Source organism: Rivularia sp. PCC 7116, assembly GCF_000316665.1.
Lineage (GTDB): Bacteria > Cyanobacteriota > Cyanobacteriia > Cyanobacteriales > Nostocaceae > Rivularia.
This window is the reverse complement of sequence record NC_019678.1, coordinates 6,949,652-6,967,481: the sequence shown is the minus strand read 5'-3', so window position 1 is coordinate 6,967,481 and position 17,830 is coordinate 6,949,652. Positions and strand designations below refer to the sequence as shown.

The following is a 17,830-nucleotide window of genomic DNA, read 5'->3' as shown; positions in this document are numbered from 1 at the left end:
ATGTCACTTAATGATTCAACAATCTATTTCATGTTAACTGCTAACTAGCTCTAGCATGTAAAATCTATTTTAAACTGGTCAGATTAAATGTTTACCGTGCAAGGCACCAGTAAACTATATGTCATTTTAATTTTATCTATACTTGAAGATAATCATCACGATATCAATTAAAGTTTGTTAAACTTAAGAATTATTTATAAATTGAGTTATATAACCGTACAAAAAGTTTGTGATATTATTCTTCATCTTGAAACAGTTCGTTTAACCGGTTTACTTCATCTTCATCTACGTAGGTCGGGTTTCCTGATAAAATGCCTGTGACGTTGCGGAAGCTTTTACCAATATGCATTCCCCTATCATTAATATTAAATTCGCGAATTTGCTTATCGTGCATTGAACCTCGCATTTTAATCACCGCTAAACCTCTTTTTATTTCCCCATAAACTTCCACATATCGCAGTAGGATAATCGAATCGGTAGTTGTAGAAATATGAGATTCTGTAATCGAACTGCCACCAAGCAAAGTCGGAGCCGTAGCGGTATAAACCCCAGTTATTCCTTTACCTCTAACTGTGGCATTCAAGCTAGCAATAAATTCTCGAAATCCATTAAGTGTTGCGACTTTTTCTAAAGCTGTCAAACTATCAATCACTACTCGCTGGGGTTGAAAGTTTTGTACGACTTCCTGCATTCTAATTAGATGATTCTCTAATCGTGTTGATTCTGGATAGCGGAAGAGAATTTTTAATTTTCCCTCTGCTTCTGCTTTGAGAAAATCCATCCCCCACCCCCTGGCATTTCTAATTAACTGATGTCGATTTTCTTCAAACGCAAAATAAATACAGCGATCGCCGTTTTTGATTCCAGAGGAAATAAACTGAGTGCAGAGCAAGGTTTTACCGGTACCGGTAGCGCCACTAGCTAAAATAATTGAATCTCGGTAAAAGCCACCACCACACATTCGATCTAATTCCGAACTGCCGCTGCAAATACGAGTTGTAGATGAGCCCCTATCTTCTGTAGCCATCGCTGAAAGAGGAATAATCACAAACCCTTTATCGGAAATAATAGTAAACGGAAACTCTCCTTGCTGATGGGAACTACCGCGATACTTAAGAATTTCTAAAGTACGACGACGCTTTTCTTCAATCAACACATTTCTTAAAATAATCACGTTATCAGCAACATATTCTTCCACTCCATGAGTGCTAATATCGCCGTATTCATGATTGCGCTCCGATGTCAGAATTGCTGTCGCGTTAACATCTCGCAATGCCGAAGCCATAATAAATAAATCATCCCGAATTTGAGACTTATCGGGTATATAGCTAAAAAGTGCCCCCAAAGAATCCATCGAAATTCTGCTAGCTTTAACTTTACTGCTAGCATAATGAATTCGAGCCAACAAAGGGCTTAAATCGTAATCTCCACTAACATAAGGATTATTACCTGGCTCGGGAGAAGCATCAACAAAAATCCATTTACCTTCTCTTTCCCACTTGGCAATATCCCAGCCGAAACCGCGCATGTTCCTGCGAATATTTTTTGGGGATTCTTCAAAAGAAACATACACCCCCGTTTCTCCCCGCTTAATTCCTTCAATTAAAAATTGACAAGAAAATACAGTTTTACCGCTACCCGCACTACCAACAACCAAAGTAGTACGCCCAATAGGTAAACCGCCTTCAGATATCAAATCGAAACCCGGAATTCCTGTTTCTAACTTTTCGACGTTTTCAAAACTCTCTTCAGGCATTTCAAAATTTATATTAGACGCTTATCTAAGCAATTTTTTTATATTTACTCGCTCAATATATCATGTTTTTTACTACTAATTCCCAGACCGTTCAGAACTGTCTGAATATCAGATAAATCTCCAATAATTCTCACTTGCGGTAAAGGATATTCTCTAATTAAAGTCGGTGTCACGATAATTTTTTCTTTCTCTGCAATCTCGGGATTTTTTAATACATTAATGATAGTAATGTGATAATTATCAGGAAAATGTTCTACAGATAATTCTTTAAGATTCGATATTGCCCTATCCGACCTAGAGGTATCTCCTGTTACATATAATTTCAATACATATTTATTATTTAAACTACTTTTACACATTATTAAACTGACTTTATTTAAGATTATTTTAAATTTACTAACATTATTTAATCTGTATCTAATTTTCGATTAGTATTATCAATATTAATTTGATTTAATCCGATAAAATATTTTCGGTAATAAGCTGTTAAATAACCCATTAACTGCAATATTATTAAACGTGCTTCTTTGGCATAGGCTTGGGATTTTCGAGAATGATTAGTTTTATCTTTAATGACAGTGGTATGAATTTCAATTACGTCTCTGGGTGTAGCTTGCATAAATCCTAATTGCCTTGCCAAAGCGCTAAGCTTATCGGAAATATTATGCTCCACTTTGTAGGCTTTTTCTTCCAAAGATAAATCCATCACTTCGCTATAGCTGTGGACTAATTCTGCAAAAATATCTGGTTGACTTTCTCGTAAAGATTCCAAACCAGGCAGATTTGCATTTGAGGAAGCAGACGCACCAAAAGCTTCAAGTTGTTCAAATTCTGCCTGCTGTTGTTCTGTTTGCTGCTGCTTTAAAATATTTAAATGCTGCTGACGCTCTATAGCCGAACGAATCGCATAAACCAGTAGATTAGTATCAATTTCAGTTTTGTGTAAATATCCGATGGCACCTAATTCCAACGCTTTAACACCAGCAGCTTCATCTAAAATGGTGTAAACAATAATAGGTAGAGTCGGAGCGGCTTCTAGCATTGCCGACAACGTTTTTATTCCGCGACTATCAGTAAGCATCAAGTCCAAGAAAATAACATCAATTTTATTTACTGCTAACTTCTGCAATCCTTTTTCTAGAGATTGAGCGACAATTGTCTCAAAACCTTGCTTGAATGAAGGAGATTTTGCTTTAGATAGTAGTCTGCAAAAATATTCTATCTCTTCCAATTCATCTTCAATTAAAAGAATTTGGCAGCGGTTATGGAGCATAAGCTTTGTTTTTGAGGATTGGTAAACGGCTAAGACATGTTTGCCCGGAGAGTGCAGCTTATTAGTTAACAGTTTTTACTCGGAGGGTGCAGTTCATAAATTATTAGTAGATGCTGCTATATATTAGCCGTGGAGTTGTCTTATTTGCTTAACAAAAATGATAAATTAGACATCTTCAATACCTTTATAAGTCTACAGGATGGCGTCATAACTACAATATACTTTCGGATGTAATGCAGCTACTTCCATATAATCTTCTATTAACTTTAAAAGTTTATGACTTCTAATAACACATCTTAAGTATGAGTTATAAGGTGATTTTTTGCTTGCAATACTTGATTACAACTATCAGAAGGAATACTTCACAAGTGAATAGTGAGGAGTTATAGAACTTAAACAAATGGTAAAGTGATTATAAACTTAGCACCTTCATTGGGCTTACTTTGAGCAGAAATTTTCCCTCCGTGCCTTTCAATAATTCGGCGGCAAATTGCTAAACCCAAACCCGTACCTTCATATTCGCTAGAGTTATGTAATCGCTGACAAGGTTCAAATATTTGTTCTAGGTATACTTCATCAAAACCAATGCCGTTATCTGCCACAACTATTTCGTACTGCCCGTTTAATTCGTGATTTTGGCTTCTGCGAGTTTGATAAATTTTAATAAATAATCCGATTTCTGGCTGGCGATATTTTAAAGAATTGCTGACAAGGTTTTGAAATAACTGATACATCTGAGCAGAGTCAGCCAAAAGAGTAGGTAAATCGCCTACTTCTAAAACAACATCTGCCAAGTAATCAGCTTGTAAATCTGATATTACCCCTCGTACAACTTTACCTAAATCCACCTCTGTAAAAGGTTGCCCTTGAATCGTAACTAAGGAAAACTGAAGCAAACCCTCAACCAAAGTTTGCATTCTATTTCTAATTCCCACAATGCGTTGGACATAGTCATTTCCTTGTTCGCCCAAAACCTGATTGTAATCTTCCTGAAGATATTCTGAAAGAATTTGAATTCTGTGCAGTGGTGAGATTAAATCGTGAGACACAACACTAGCAAATTCTTCTAAATCGCTATTGCTACGTTCTAATTCTGCAAGTAAACTTTTTAATCTGGCTTCAGCTTGTTTGCGGGGAGTAATATCTTGAATTTGAGCAATAAAGTAGAGCGGTTGTGCTTCGCGATCGCGTACTAAAGAAACATTCAGTAAAATCCACACAATATGCCCGCTAGAATGAAAGTACCGCTTTTCCATTTGATAAGTGCGAATTTCACCTGCAAGCACTTGATGTAAGTAGCTCAAATCTACTTCTAAATCTTCCGGGTGGGTAATTTCCTGAAACGTCTTTTTGAGTAAATCTATTTCAGAATAGCCAACAATTTCGCACAAAGCACGATTAACTTTCAACCATTGTCCATCAGGAGCTACAAGTGCCATACCAATTGCAGCATCATTAAAAGCTAAACGAAATAATTCTGCGCTATTAAGCAATGGTTCCTCAACTTCATATCTTCTGCGCGCTATCATCTTGGTAAACAGCGTTGATATTTTTATGTTTTAAATATTCCGACACTACGGCAATTTAATTATTTAGTCTATATACTCTATTTTGACATACCAGGTTCGTGTTGATAAAACCCGAATTTGTATATTAATGATTTTTGCAACAAATAAAATCAAAGCTATGCCAAGCCAAAAGATTTATTTTTATTTTAAAATAATTAAGTCAATAGTCTTTTATTATACACTAGTCTCCCTTAATATCTGTTATATCGGTGAAAGTTACTAAATATTGAGTTTCTATTCCGAAAAACAGGAAACACAAGCAAATCTTAATTTTATTTAAAGGAGAATATAGGATGCCGTTTATGGTGCTAATAAACTATTGTTAATCAATAATAGGTAAATAGAATCGTAAACACACAATATTAGGAATATGTCAATATTAGATAGCCATAAGTAAATTTACTACCGGGCTAAAAAAAATACATAATTTACTCTAATAAAATTTTTACCTAACAATGGTAAATTATATTACAAAAAATTAGCCGCAACCCCGATTACGAGATGCGATAGTAGTAATCCTTAAAAAACTGTACACGGGCAGAAAATAGATGGGACAAGGTTTTTTGCAGATAGGTTTAACCCTACTTTTAGTGCTAATAGTTACGCCAACTTTTGGCAAATACATAGCCAAGGTCTTTATGGGTAGAACAACATTACTTGATAGAGTAATGAATCCATTAGAACTACTGATTTACAAGCTAGCAGACGTAAATCCTCAAGAAAATATGAGAGGTAAAGAGTATGCCTATTGCGTTTTGCAAAGCAACTTGTTTATCGGTCTTTTAGTGTATTTATTCATTAGTTTTCAAAAGTTTTTGCCGTGGAATCCGAGTAATCTGGGTGCGCCTCGTTGGGACTTAACACTACACACGACAATTTCATTTTTAACCAATACGGGGCAGCAACATTACTTAGGAGAAAAAACCCTCAGCCATTTCAGCACCATGGCTGGTTTAACCTTTTTGATGTTTGTTTCAGCAGGCACGGGTTTAGCAATTGGTATCGCTTTTATTCGTGGCTTGACGGGCAAACCTTTAGGAAATTATTATGCGGATCTAATTAAAGCAATAACCCGCATATTGCTGCCAATTTCTATTGTGGGAGCCATCCTGTTGCTGGCTCAGGGAGTACCGCAAACCTTAGCAGCATCTGTAGCAGTAGAAACCTTGGAGGGAAGGACTCAGTATATTGCCACTGGTCCTGTAGCATCTTTTGAAATTATCAAACTATTAGGTACAAATGGCGGCGGTTTTTTTGGTGCAAATTCCGCTCATCCCTTTGAAAATCCTAATAGTTTTACCAACTTAGTCGAAATTATCGCAATGATATCTATTCCAGCAGCGATGATTTTTGTTTATGGCGAATTTTCTCACAATATTAAACAAGCATGGCGGCTGTTTTGGATGATATTTCTCATCTTCCTAGCTTTACTTTGGATAACCGCAGTTGGAGAATTTCAAGGCAATCCTTTAGTAAATTCTAATTTAGGATTTGACCAACCCAATTTAGAAGGAAAAGAGGTTCGATTTGGGTGGGCACAAACGGCATTGTGGGCGGTTGTAACTACCGCAACTATGAATGGTGCAGTTAACGGAATGCACGATTCATTAATGCCTGCTGCAGGTTTTTCTACCTTATTAAGTATGTTTTTGCACGTAATTTGGGGTGGAATCGGAACCGGAATTATTTACTTATTAATTTATCAATATTTAACCGCATTTTGGGCAGGATTAATGATAGGTAGGACTCCGGAATTTTTCGGACGTAAAATCACAAGAACTTCAATAGTTTTAGCAAGTTTAGTAATTTTAATTCATCCCATTGCTGTATTGATTCCCAGCGCTATAGCTTTAGCTTATCCCATATCCTTGTCGGGAATCAGCAATCCCGGCTTTCACGGTGTATCCCAAGTTGTATACGAATATATATCAGCCAGCGCTAATAATGGTTCCGGATTTGAAGGCTTGATAGACGGAACATTTTGGTGGAATTTAAGTACTTCAGCCAGTATGTTAGTGGGACGATACGTTTTTCTATTCGCCGTCTTACTTTTAGCAGACATTATGGTACATACAAAACCAGTACCTGAGATTCCTGCTACCCTAAAAACCGACACACTTTTATTTACCAGTCTCAGTGCCGGAGTAATTTTTATTTTAAGCTTTCTAATTTTCTTCCCTATTTTAGTCAATGGTCCCTTAGCCGAAGGTTTGAGACTCGCAGCACAGTGAACAGTTACCAGTGAGCAGTGAGCAGTTATGAGTAGCGAGTTACCAATGCCCAATGCCCAATGCCCAATGCCCAATTACCAATTACCAATTACCAATTTAAAATTAATATTTCTCCCTAATTCTCCTCATCTCCCCCATTCTCCTGCCAATGCCTATGAATCCAGTCGCGACTACTTCCAAATCTACACTTGCCACTTCTAATCCTAAAGAACTTCGTTCTTTACGTAAAAAAGTAAAGGCAAATAAAAAAGGTCTTTATCGTAGAGCCATAAAAGACTCTTTTATTAAATTAAATCCTAAATATACTATTAGAAATCCAGTCTTAGTAGTAGTTTGGGTAAGCACGATTATCACCTTAATTACGACAATTTTTCCCACATTATTTGGCTCAAAAGCAACTGCCAATACCCAAATTTTTAACGGCACAGTTACAGCAGTTTTATTCTTAACACTACTGCTGGCTAATTTTGCCGAAGCTTTTGCTCAAAGTCGTGGTAAAGCACAGGCTGATGTGTTGCGTTCGATTAAATCCGATATTAATGCCAAACAACTCTTTGCCGACGGTACCATTGCCGAAGTTCCCGCTACAAATTTGCAACGTGGCGACACAGTATATGTTGTAGCTGGTGATATTATTCCTACCGACGGCGAAGTAATTATGGGTGCTGCCAGCGTTGACGAAGGTGCTATCACTGGAGAAACAGCGCCAGTACTTAAAGAAGCTGGTTCCGATGTTGCTAGTTATGTTACCGGTGGTAGCCGTATTATTTCTGATGAATTGATAGTCAGAATTACAGTCGATCCAGATAAAGGGTTTATCAACCGGATGATTCATATTATTGAGAGGAGAGAACGCAAAAAAACACCAAATGAAGCGACTCTGACAGTTTTACTAGCTTTAATTAGCTTAATCTTTTTATCAACGATCGCCACTTTTCCGGCACTGGCGTATTACGTTAAAACTCCTATTAGCGTCACTATTTTGGTGGCAATTTTTGTGGCATTAATTCCCACAACTGTTGGCAGCTTGCTCAGTGCTACCACTATTGGAGGTATGGATCGGGTTGCTCAATTAAACTTAATTGCCACCTCCGCTAGAGCCATAGAAGCCTGTGGAGATGTCAACACTTTAATTCTCGATAAAACAGGAACTGTAACCAGAGGAAACCGTTTAGCAGATGGTTTTATTCCAATTAACGGTCACACAATGGGTGAAATTGCTTATGTAGCTCTAGCAGCAAGTATATATGATGATACTTCAGAAGGAAAATCAATAGTCCGTTTAGCGCAAAAACTAGGAGCAAGAATTGATTTCGATTATGAAGCAGCTTTATCTATAAAATTCAGCGCCAGAAGCAGAATAGGCGGTACCGATTTACCTAATGGTTCGATGGTTCGTAAAGGTGCTGTAGATGCAATCAAAAACTTTGTGCAATTGCAAGGTGGGGAAGTTTCATCAGAACTAAATTCAGCTTACGAAATGGTATCTAAACAAGGAGGTACACCGTTAGCTGTATGTATGAATGAGGAAATTTACGGCATTATTTATTTGAAAGATAACCTAAAACCAGGTATACGCGAGCGTTTCGGACAATTACGAAGACTCGGGGTGCGTACCATCATGATTACTGGTGACAATCACATCACTACTTCTGTAATTGCTAAAGAAGCTGGGGTTAAAGAATTTATCGCTGAAGCAACCCCCGAAAATAAAATTGCTGTGGTTCAACGAGAACAAGCAGAAGGTAAACTGGTCGCAATGACAGGGGATGGTACAAATGATGCAGCAGCTTTAGCCCAAGCAAATGTTGCGGTTGCCATGAACAACGGAACCCAAGCAGCAAAAGAAGCAGCAAATATCATCGACTTGGACTCCGATCCCACGAAACTAATCGATATTATTGGCATCGGCAAACAAGTACTGATGACTCGTGGTGCTTTAATAACCTTTTCAGTCGCAAACAATATAGCTAAGTATTTTGCAATTATTCCATTAGTATTTGCTTCGAGCAGTATCAACAAACTAAACGTCATGAACTTGACAAGCATTAATTCTGCCGTGCTGTCAGTACTGATTTACAACGCATTAATTATTCCGGCATTAATTCCTTTAGCGCTTAGGGGTGTACCATTTCAAGTAATGACACCCAATCAACTTCTACAGCGTAATTTTTTGATTTATGGTTCGGCAGGATTAATTATTCCATTTATTACCATTAAATTAATAGACCTAATAATTTCTCTAACAGTTTTAGCCTAATAGAAATTAGGAGATGGGAAACAAGCACAATTTACATTATTAACTCATAACTAATCACTCATATCTTTTCCGCTTACATTGGAATTATATAAAACATAACTCAGACAAAACTCCGTGTTCCTCTGCGCTTAAATTTCCGCTCCTTTGCGTTAAAAAAAATATAATTCCGATGTCAACTGATTTGATATCACTACTTGCTCCCAACTGCTTTAATTAAAAATCTAAAATTTGAAATCGTACCATGTTGAAACTTAGATCGATTGCTAGAGCGGTTCGCGTTAGCTTGATATTATGGTTGATTACTGCGATTATTTATCCATTATTTATACTTTTAATTGCTCAAATTCCCCTGTTTCAATATCAAGCCAAAGGCAGTATAAGAGTTGACCTATACAACGAACCAATTGGTTCTGCTTTAATCGGTCAAACATTTACTTCTGAAGACTATTTTCATGGTAGATTGAGTAGCGTGTTATACAGCCAAGGAGAAAAAGCTAAACCTACAGGAATATCGGGTTCAAGCAATCTTGCTCCTAGCAATCCAAAATTACTTAACCGAATATTAGAAACAACCAACGAACTTCAAGAAGAAAGCATAGAACCACGTGCCGATTTAATTTATACTTCCGGTTCCGGCTTAGACCCCCATATTACCTTTAAATCGGCTATGCAGCAGTTAGATAGAGTTGCGAATGCTCGTAATTTAAGACCTGACGAAATTTATCCCATCATTATCGAAAATACTCAAGGCAGATTTTTGAATATATTTGGCGAACCTGGAGTCAACGTCCTGAAATTAAACTACGCTCTCGATCTTAAAGAAATAAGTCGCAGACAAAATTAAGCACTATAAGTAGTTAAACATAATTAATTACACATTGTCATTGCGAGTTAAACGAAGTGAAACGAAGCATGAGCGCGTTCACCTTTATGTGCGGCTCATCGCAAGGGCTGGGATGATCCGCAGCTGAGCTGAATGCTTCGTGCAGCGAACAATGACGGTAAATATTTTTGTTCACTTACTTAAATAAACAACCAAAATCTATTAACTAAAATCTAAAATTTTATGACTCGCGTAATCGGTTTAATGAGTGGTACGTCAGTAGACGGTATTGATGCTGCTTTAGTTGATATTGCTGGTACGGGTTTAAATATCAAATTAGAATTGCTCGCAGGGGAAACATATCCTTACCCAGCGCAAATAAGAGAACGTATTTTAGCCTGTTGTGCTGGTAAAGCGATTTCAATGTTAGAACTCGCAGAATTAGACGATGCTATAGCCGTTGCTTTTGCCGAAGCAGCAATCAATATTCAAAAGGGTCACAAAGCAGCAACTTTAATAGGTTCTCACGGTCAAACAGTTTATCATCGACCGCAAACGGGGAAATTTGGTCAAGGAAAACTTGGTTACAGCTTACAAATTGGTCGCGGTACATTAATTAATCATTTAACAGGCATAACTACCATAAATAATTTTCGCGCTGCCGATATCACTGTAGGAGGGCAAGGTGCTCCATTAGTACCTCGTGTAGATGCAGCTTTATTAAGTCATTCTTCGGAGGCTCGCTGTATTCAAAATATTGGCGGAATTGGAAACGTGACTTATATTCCCGTCCGTGGAGGCGATTGGCTTGACAAGATTCGCGGTTGGGATACCGGACCGGGAAATAGCTTGTTAGATTTAGCAGTGGAACATTTAACTGATGGAGCAAAAAGCTACGACGAAGATGGCAAATGGGCAGCAACCGGTACCGTCTGCTCCGATTTAGTCGCACAATGGCTAAATCAAGAGTACTTCCACATGCCACCACCTAAATCTACCGGTAGAGAATTATTTGGGGTTGACTATTTGCATCAATCTATTAAAGATGCCCAAAGCTTTCAATTAAGTCCAGCAGATTTTTTAGCAACTCTTACAGAGTTAACAGCTGCCTCTATTGCCGCTAGCTACCGTCACTTTCTACCACAAATGCCACAAAGAGTACTTTTATGTGGTGGTGGTAGTCGCAATCTTTATCTAAAACAGCGCTTACAACAATTATTAGTGTCGGTACCTGTTTCAACTACAGATGAAGCTGGTTTAAGCGCGGATTTTAAAGAAGCAATAGCCTTCGCAGTGTTAGCCTATTGGAGAAATTTCGATTACCCAGGCAACCTACCAGCAGCTACTGGAGCTAACAAGGAAGTGCTTCTAGGAAACGTTTACACTGTATAAAATAATTAATATTTGACAAGTGGTTACTGCTCGCGACTAGCTGATAATTTTCCGTAGGCTATACTGAACTAGCTTCGCGATACTGCAAAAATATAGGGAATTATCCACAGGTGGCTCACAGTTTTTTACTCGAACCAGGACGCTGGACATTACAAGGGAATTGGTTAGAACGTAATGGTATGCCAATTGGCGTAAAAGGAATGACCTTGGTTGCCTGGAATCGAGATAACTGGTTCACTATGGTAACTAAACTAATTTTTCCCTCATCCGAACATCCCGAAATTGCTTTGCAGTATAAAGGACGCTTAGATGATGGAGAACGTCAGTATACTTTTTTATTACAGCACAATATATTAGGGCAAGTAGAGGGAGAAGGCTGGATTGGCCCGGAAACAATTGTTCAGCGTTACTGGGTATTGGGCGATCGCCAACGTCGCAGTGGTTTTGAAACTTTGCATCGCGTTTCAAATAATACTTATCATCTCACCAGCGGCATCATGGAAGGTCATTTTCTAACTAGCACAATGGAAGCAAATGTAGAACGACAAGTCAGTTAATAGTTACCAGTTACCAGTTGTTAGTATTAAATATGTGATTTTTTACTTTCAATAAATTAGAGCCGAAACTCCTGAAAAAACCAGTTTTCTAAATAGAGGACTGTTCGTTTTATTCTCAGCTAGGGTGTTTTTAACTTTTAAGCTTTGACTGTTAAATACCCTTGACAGGCTGTTTCTAACTCATAAACATATTTTTTTTCCCCGGTAAGTAAAGTTTTTGAGTCAATCGTGGGCATTATAAAATTGGGATAAAGTTAACAATTGTAAAAATCTACCGGATATATCTACCATCTTTTATTGTCAGTCAATTTTTAATTTTTAAATTTACATTCAAAACCAGTGTTTTGGACTGGTGTTTTATATTATTGTTGCAGATTGGAGTTTCTATGTCAGACCCCAACGTTGGTCGCTTACTCGGCAAACGCTACCGGCTTCAGGAAATAATTGGTACTGGAGCTATGGGTCGAGTTTATCGCGCTAAAGATGTTCTGTTAGGAGGCGTGCCTGTAGCGGTTAAGTTCTTGGCTCTCTCAGTACAAAACAAAAAAATGCGATTAAGGGAGCGTTTTGAGCGAGAAGCCAAAACTTGTGCTTTGTTAGGTCAAAAAAGCATCCATATTGTCCGAGTTATGGACTATGGCGTAGACGAAAAGTCTACTCCGTTTTATGTGATGGAGTATTTGCATGGTAAAAGTCTTAGCCATATTATTCGCGACGAACAACTATCTTTACTAAGATTCTTGAATCTGGCACGCCAAATATGTCTGGGTTTGCAATGTGCTCATGATGGAATTTCTGTTGATGGTAAAATTTGCCCAATCATCCATCGCGATATAAAGCCAAGCAATATGCTCGCAATTCAAGATGCGAGTTTCGGGGAATTGGTTAAAGTTCTTGATTTCGGTATTGCAAAGTTACTACTTTCAGATACTCAGCAAACCAATTATTATTTGGGTACTTTAGCTTATTCTTCTCCCGAACAGATGGAAGGTAAAGAGCTTGATAACCGCTCGGACATTTACAGTTTGGGAGTTATGATGTTCGAGATGTTGACTGGTAAGATGCCGTTAATTCCAGAAAACCCTTCTTTTGGAGGATGGTATAAAGTACATCATTACAAAGAACCTCGGCTTTTTTCTGAAGCGAACCCACGGCTACAACTACCTATAGAGGTAGAAAACTTGGTAATGAAATGTTTGGCAAAAGAAGCTAACAAGCGCCCTCAAAGTATTAATGAAATTCTTAAAGAGTTAGCATCCATAGAGCAAATTTACCAAAACTCACAAGCCAGAGCTAATATCGATGCTGATGCTGACATTAGTCTCAATGCAGAAGCCGCTGCTCAAGCTCCTACTATTAAAGCTGATTTTAATCAAAACACTAAGATTGATGTCAATACATCAGCTTGTAACGAAGAAATTTTAAAGCAAGCAGTTTGGCCTAAAGATAAACCTATTGCTGATATTGTTTTTCCCCAAAATATTCAGGTAAAAGGTTGTTTTACACCTGCTTTATGGATTATGTTGCCGCAGGTCGAAATTCAAAAGCGCTTAGTCTCCACCCGCTATAATCAATTTTTATTTATCACTGCACCCCACCCCATGTTGCTGTGGATTACGGTTATTTACCATCGTAGATTCGGCGCGAAGTGGCTGCCTCATTACCTGGACTTAAAAACTAATACAGGTAAAGACATCGCGACTTTATTGGGCAAAACTGGTTATTACCGTTTAGTCTTTTTTGGACGAGAAACTCCCTCGAAGTGCAGTCATATCCTAATTTCGAGTATTGCACCCGCCCAACGCCAGCGACTTCTTGATTGGGTCAATATGAGTCATACACTACCATCTTCGGCTAAAGCCCAATTCAGCAAAAATTTACTCAAAGCTGAATACCACAAGATTAAACCGCAAATTTTAGCCAAATTGCAGGGAATGAATACCGATTCCCCGTTTGACCTTTCTGCGTGAATAACTCCCTTACTTTTATAAATACTGCGGTATTTACTCAATATATATTAATTTTTCTTAAGAAAATGCGTGTAAAGACTTAAAATACAGTTATAAAAATAATAGATAATTTCTAATTTAGAGACTTGCACTAGTCGAATGTTAGGCTAAAACTTATTTTTGTGGAATAATTTTTATGTAGATTATCCCAAATAAGAATTTTGAAGTTAGTCTAGACTATAACTTATAATTGCAAGTTTCCATACCTATACGTATAGGTAATGATTAGCATATTTAAAATCAAGCTATATTTAAACCATAAAATATGGTTTGACCCAAGATAAATTTATAGTTGACGCCCCGGCATCCCCAGCTTTTTTCCGTTTTAGTGGGAACCTAGCAAGAGAAGGAGGTCGTCCACTTCGACACTATATTGTCTATGCCCAAGTGGAACCCGAATCCAAGCCCCACTGATGTTTGAGAAGTTCTTGATAAGTAGCTTCTCTAACGACCATTTGCTCGTAAAGTTTGACTAAAAAGTCTTGAGCTTGCTCGTGACTCATACCTTTTACTTGGCTAGCAAAGGAGCGGATACTAAATTGCTGCTCCAAGGAAAGTTCGATTGATTTGTCCATTGTTCAAACTCCAAAAAACGTTTAGGAAATAGCTAGTTAAATCTATATCGATACTACAGAACCGTTAAGCTCTAAGTATACGGTAGATTTATATTGCAATTGTGACCCCTATATAAAGAAAGATAACAATTGTTTGACATATTGCCCACACCCATAATGACTATTTTTGAATTAGATGCGTCTTATGCCTCTTCCCAATGGTATAAACCTCAAGTTAAGACAGCTATATTCCGGTAGAATTTAGGCTTCATTAGGTTTACTTAAGTAAATTAAACTAAACAAGCTGTCAGCAAAAATGCTTTTGAAGCTTGGTAAGAGGGCTAGTTAAGGGTGAATTATATTCTCCTTAGCTTCATAAGTGCAAGTAGTCGATTTAGCAAATACGAAAATTTAACCTCCAAAAATAATTTCGGAGGTTAAGTTATTTGTATCAAGTTGTAATCAAAAAAAAAGCTCAGACTGAACAAATTAATGAGTATTTTTACTCTTCGCGGGGAAAATTTTTATTTTGTATTAGAAACTACCGATTGAAAAATATTTGGCATTTCTGCTCTGCAATAGATTAATCTGTTGAAGAGTAGAAATGCCAAATTATTTATGTCATTGCGTTAACGTTAACGAAGTATGCCCGAAGGGCTTAATGTTCGCTCTTAGAGAATGGAACGAAGCAATTCTAGTAACTCGAAGCTTTTAGAATGTTAAATTAATTTTGCATGACTACTTAAAATTTGAAACTCATGACTTATTAATTTTGCTGCTCAAAATTTGGAATATGAAAATTTCTTCTTTCAAGAAGAGAATTAATCGGGTTTTAGTGGAAACCCAAAAAAATACAAACAAACATCATCCCACTATCAACAATAGTCAGTTTTCAGTGGCTCTAACATTTGGGCGTGTAATAATCTTATAAGACCTAATCTTCAAGTTCTACAATTACAACAGTAATATTATCGTGTCCGCCTTGATCCTTAGCTCCTTCGATTAAAGACAAAGCAGTTTTTTCAAGTGCTGTATTTTCTTGTAGATAGCAGGCAATTTTTTCATCTGCAAGTTCCTCCGTCAAACCGTCGCTACATAGCAAAAGGCGATCGCCACTGCTTATATCAAGAGGCTGTACGTCAACTTCATGTAAATCATCGCGTCCGAGACAGCGGGATAAAACATGACGGAAAGGATGATTCCTGGCTTCTTCAATATTGATATCACCCATTTTTAAAGCACGTGCAACCCAAGTATGATCTTGAGTGATTAACTCCAATAAAGACGAACGCCAGCGATACAGGCGCGAATCTCCAACATGAGCAACATAGGGAGACTCACCAGGACGAAACACAACCGCGACTACGGTAGTACCCATATCCGCCCGTTCGGAATGTTCCTGCTGATCTCGCAGAATAGCTTCATTAGCCTCCCATAAAGCGGACTTTAATAATTCTTCCGAAGACTTAGAACTATCCCAATTTGATACCAGGTACTTTTGAATTTCCACGTTGGCAATTCGACTTGCCTCTTCGCCGCCAGCATGACCACCCATACCATCAGCAACAATGAAAAATCGACCTTCTGGGTCAATATAGTAAGCATCCTGATTATTAGAACGAATAAGTCCCGGATCGCTAAAACCCGTGAATTTAAGTTTCATATAGTTTCATATTTAACTAATACATACGGTCATAACGGTCGAGGCGCAAAAGTAATCTAATTAGCATCCACGATACAGCTGCCGCAATCAAACCCGCAACCAGTGCGAACCATACATAATCATGAACCAACAATATCGTAGCTGAAAGGGTAAATCCACTGATAATTAGTGCATAAGTTCCCCCAAGCTGAATATTTGTTTGTCTTCGTAGCAGACGCTCTGTTTCAATAGACCGGACACGCACTCGCACATCTCCCCGTTCAAGCTTTTCTAGTGTATCCTCTAGTCTCCGTGGTAGACCAAATGCACTAGTACTTACTTGAACTGCTTGACGACTAAGTTCGTTAATTATACTGTTCCCCTCGGAACCATTCATATCACTCATAAGCTCCATTGCGTATGGTTTTGCGACTTCCATAAAGCTAAATTCTGGATCTAGCCCCTTACCGACTCCTTCAAGAGTAGAAAAAGCTCTCATCACAAAAGTGAACGTAGCCGGAAATCTAAACGGCTGATCGTAAGCTATTTCGTACAAATCCTCACTGATACTTGCTACCGACTGTTTCTCAAAGGGTTTGTCCATGAAGTGATCCAGCATATACTGAACCGATCGCCGCACTGGTCCCATATCATCGGTTGGAGCCAATGCTCCTAAATTAACTAACGAATTAACAACTCGTTCGCCGTCTTTAGAAGCAACACCAAAAAGTGTATCCATTAATCCTTCGCGCACATTGGACTGGATTCGTCCCATCATGCCAAAGTCATAAAATATTAACGCACCATCTGGACTAACGGCAATGTTACCGGGGTGTGGATCGGCATGGAAGAAGCCATTATTCAGCAATTGATGCAGGTAAGCTTCGGCTCCTTGACGAGCAAGAACCTTTCTATCTAAACCTGCTGCTTCTAAAGCTTCGTACTGACTAATTTTAATACCAGGAACGTATTCTAACGTCAATACTCTTGGTGAAGCATAGCGCCAGTAAACGCGAGGAACCTTAACCCACTCTTGAGCGCGGAAGTTACGGCGGAAAGTATCGGCATTTCGACCTTCGTTCAGATAATCAATTTCTTCCCAAAGTATCCGACAACATTCTTCATAGATGCCAACCCAATCTCGTCCTCTTCCCCATTTAGGATGATTTTGAAAGTATTTTGTAATACCTTTAAGGATTTTTAAATCAATTTCAAAAAGTTGTTTTAATCCCGGACGCTGTATTTTAACAACAACCGCTTCTCCAGAATGCAGAACGGCTTTATGAACTTGTCCCAAGCTCGCAGCAGCTAAAGGCACAGGCTCAAAACTCGCAAACAACTCGGGAATTTTCTTTCCCAATTCGTATTCAATAATTTCTTCTACTTGCTCGTAACTAAACGCCGGAACTTTATCTTGAAGTTTAGCTAGTTCCTCTACATATTCGCTGGGAAATATATCGGCACGAGTAGAAAATAACTGACCTACTTTGATAAAAGTAGGTCCTAAATCCAGCAGAGTATTACGAATCCAAATTGCCTGCCATTTTCTTCTGGCAGCTTTTTTGGTTTCGGTGGCTCCGCCGCGATAGCTCCAGGATTTATTGTATAGCCAAAGCCTTAACATTAAAGTCAGTACGAATGACCAAATGTCAACGAAGCGTCGCCTGCTAGAATAATTTTTGCGGTTCCAACGGTATGCGTTATCTGAATAACCCTTTTCCATAGCTTTTGCAAAGCCGTTGATTTTCAACCGAGCATAAACTAA

13 protein-coding genes are annotated in these 17,830 nt (G+C 38.1%); 6 read left to right on the top strand and 7 right to left on the bottom strand.

The genetic code is table 11. The annotated features are described in order from the left end of the window. Window positions 1-235: 235 nt before the first annotated feature. From kaiC to RIV7116_RS26780, 4 genes are all read right to left on the bottom strand, one after another. Entirely contained in the window at window positions 236-1,756 is a 1,521-nt protein-coding gene (gene kaiC, locus RIV7116_RS26795) for a circadian clock protein KaiC (RefSeq protein WP_015121465.1), read from the bottom strand. 44 nt (window positions 1,757-1,800) lie between these two features. Further along, the gene (locus tag RIV7116_RS26790) at window positions 1,801-2,082 is read right to left on the bottom strand and encodes a circadian clock KaiB family protein (protein ID WP_371261590.1); all 282 of its coding nucleotides are present in this window, start codon (window positions 2,080-2,082) and stop codon (window positions 1,801-1,803) included. 80 nt (window positions 2,083-2,162) lie between these two features. Then, the gene (locus tag RIV7116_RS26785; protein ID WP_015121463.1) at window positions 2,163-3,029 is read right to left on the bottom strand and encodes a response regulator; all 867 of its coding nucleotides are present in this window, start codon (window positions 3,027-3,029) and stop codon (window positions 2,163-2,165) included. Window positions 3,030-3,421: 392 nt separating this feature from the next. Beyond that, window positions 3,422-4,558, bottom strand: coding sequence for a PAS domain S-box protein (locus RIV7116_RS26780; protein WP_015121462.1), 1,137 nt, complete (start codon window positions 4,556-4,558; stop codon window positions 3,422-3,424). Window positions 4,559-5,145: 587 nt separating this feature from the next. Here RIV7116_RS26780 and kdpA point away from each other — a divergent pair. The 6 genes from kdpA to RIV7116_RS26750 all read left to right on the top strand — a co-directional run bounded on the left by kdpA (window position 5,146) and on the right by RIV7116_RS26750 (window position 13,830). Next, complete coding sequence (kdpA, locus tag RIV7116_RS26775; protein ID WP_015121461.1) at window positions 5,146-6,828, top strand: potassium-transporting ATPase subunit KdpA; 1,683 nt, start codon at window positions 5,146-5,148, stop codon at window positions 6,826-6,828. A gap of 154 nt (window positions 6,829-6,982) precedes the next feature. Further along, entirely contained in the window at window positions 6,983-9,088 is a 2,106-nt protein-coding gene (kdpB, locus tag RIV7116_RS26770) for a potassium-transporting ATPase subunit KdpB (protein ID WP_044291213.1), read from the top strand. A gap of 241 nt (window positions 9,089-9,329) precedes the next feature. Then, window positions 9,330-9,932, top strand: a complete 603-nt coding sequence (gene kdpC, locus RIV7116_RS26765; protein ID WP_015121459.1) for a K(+)-transporting ATPase subunit C — start codon at window positions 9,330-9,332, stop codon at window positions 9,930-9,932. Between the two features lie 222 nt (window positions 9,933-10,154). Then, complete coding sequence (locus RIV7116_RS26760) at window positions 10,155-11,303, top strand: anhydro-N-acetylmuramic acid kinase (protein ID WP_015121458.1); 1,149 nt, start codon at window positions 10,155-10,157, stop codon at window positions 11,301-11,303. A gap of 110 nt (window positions 11,304-11,413) precedes the next feature. Beyond that, the gene (locus tag RIV7116_RS26755) at window positions 11,414-11,860 is read left to right on the top strand and encodes a hypothetical protein (RefSeq protein WP_015121457.1); all 447 of its coding nucleotides are present in this window, start codon (window positions 11,414-11,416) and stop codon (window positions 11,858-11,860) included. 386 nt (window positions 11,861-12,246) lie between these two features. Beyond that, window positions 12,247-13,830: a serine/threonine-protein kinase gene (locus tag RIV7116_RS26750; RefSeq protein ID WP_015121455.1), complete on the top strand. Its 1,584-nt coding sequence runs from the start codon at window positions 12,247-12,249 to the stop codon at window positions 13,828-13,830. 416 nt (window positions 13,831-14,246) lie between these two features. Here the strand turns inward: RIV7116_RS26750 and RIV7116_RS26745 are convergent, their stop codons facing one another. From RIV7116_RS26745 to RIV7116_RS26735, 3 genes are all read right to left on the bottom strand, one after another. Further along, entirely contained in the window at window positions 14,247-14,444 is a 198-nt protein-coding gene (locus tag RIV7116_RS26745) for an NblA/ycf18 family protein (protein WP_015121454.1), read from the bottom strand. Window positions 14,445-15,357: 913 nt separating this feature from the next. Next, window positions 15,358-16,086 (bottom strand): Stp1/IreP family PP2C-type Ser/Thr phosphatase, encoded by a 729-nt coding sequence (locus RIV7116_RS26740; protein ID WP_015121453.1) that lies wholly within the window; start codon window positions 16,084-16,086, stop codon window positions 15,358-15,360. A gap of 16 nt (window positions 16,087-16,102) precedes the next feature. After that, the gene (locus RIV7116_RS26735) at window positions 16,103-17,788 is read right to left on the bottom strand and encodes an AarF/ABC1/UbiB kinase family protein (RefSeq protein WP_015121452.1); all 1,686 of its coding nucleotides are present in this window, start codon (window positions 17,786-17,788) and stop codon (window positions 16,103-16,105) included. Window positions 17,789-17,830: the final 42 nt, after the last annotated feature.

Coding starts and splice junctions, on each gene's coding strand:
- kdpC (WP_015121459.1), top strand. CDS start 9,330: ATGTTGAAACTTAGATCGATTGCTAGAGCGGTTCGCGTTAGCTTGATA.
- kdpA (WP_015121461.1), top strand. CDS start 5,146: ATGGGACAAGGTTTTTTGCAGATAGGTTTAACCCTACTTTTAGTGCTA.
- kdpB (WP_044291213.1), top strand. CDS start 6,983: ATGAATCCAGTCGCGACTACTTCCAAATCTACACTTGCCACTTCTAAT.
- kaiC (WP_015121465.1), bottom strand. CDS start 1,756: ATGCCTGAAGAGAGTTTTGAAAACGTCGAAAAGTTAGAAACAGGAATT.
- RIV7116_RS26750 (WP_015121455.1), top strand. CDS start 12,247: ATGTCAGACCCCAACGTTGGTCGCTTACTCGGCAAACGCTACCGGCTT.
- RIV7116_RS26745 (WP_015121454.1), bottom strand. CDS start 14,444: ATGGACAAATCAATCGAACTTTCCTTGGAGCAGCAATTTAGTATCCGC.
- RIV7116_RS26760 (WP_015121458.1), top strand. CDS start 10,155: ATGACTCGCGTAATCGGTTTAATGAGTGGTACGTCAGTAGACGGTATT.
- RIV7116_RS26735 (WP_015121452.1), bottom strand. CDS start 17,788: ATGGAAAAGGGTTATTCAGATAACGCATACCGTTGGAACCGCAAAAAT.
- RIV7116_RS26785 (WP_015121463.1), bottom strand. CDS start 3,029: ATGCTCCATAACCGCTGCCAAATTCTTTTAATTGAAGATGAATTGGAA.
- RIV7116_RS26740 (WP_015121453.1), bottom strand. CDS start 16,086: ATGAAACTTAAATTCACGGGTTTTAGCGATCCGGGACTTATTCGTTCT.
- RIV7116_RS26780 (WP_015121462.1), bottom strand. CDS start 4,558: ATGATAGCGCGCAGAAGATATGAAGTTGAGGAACCATTGCTTAATAGC.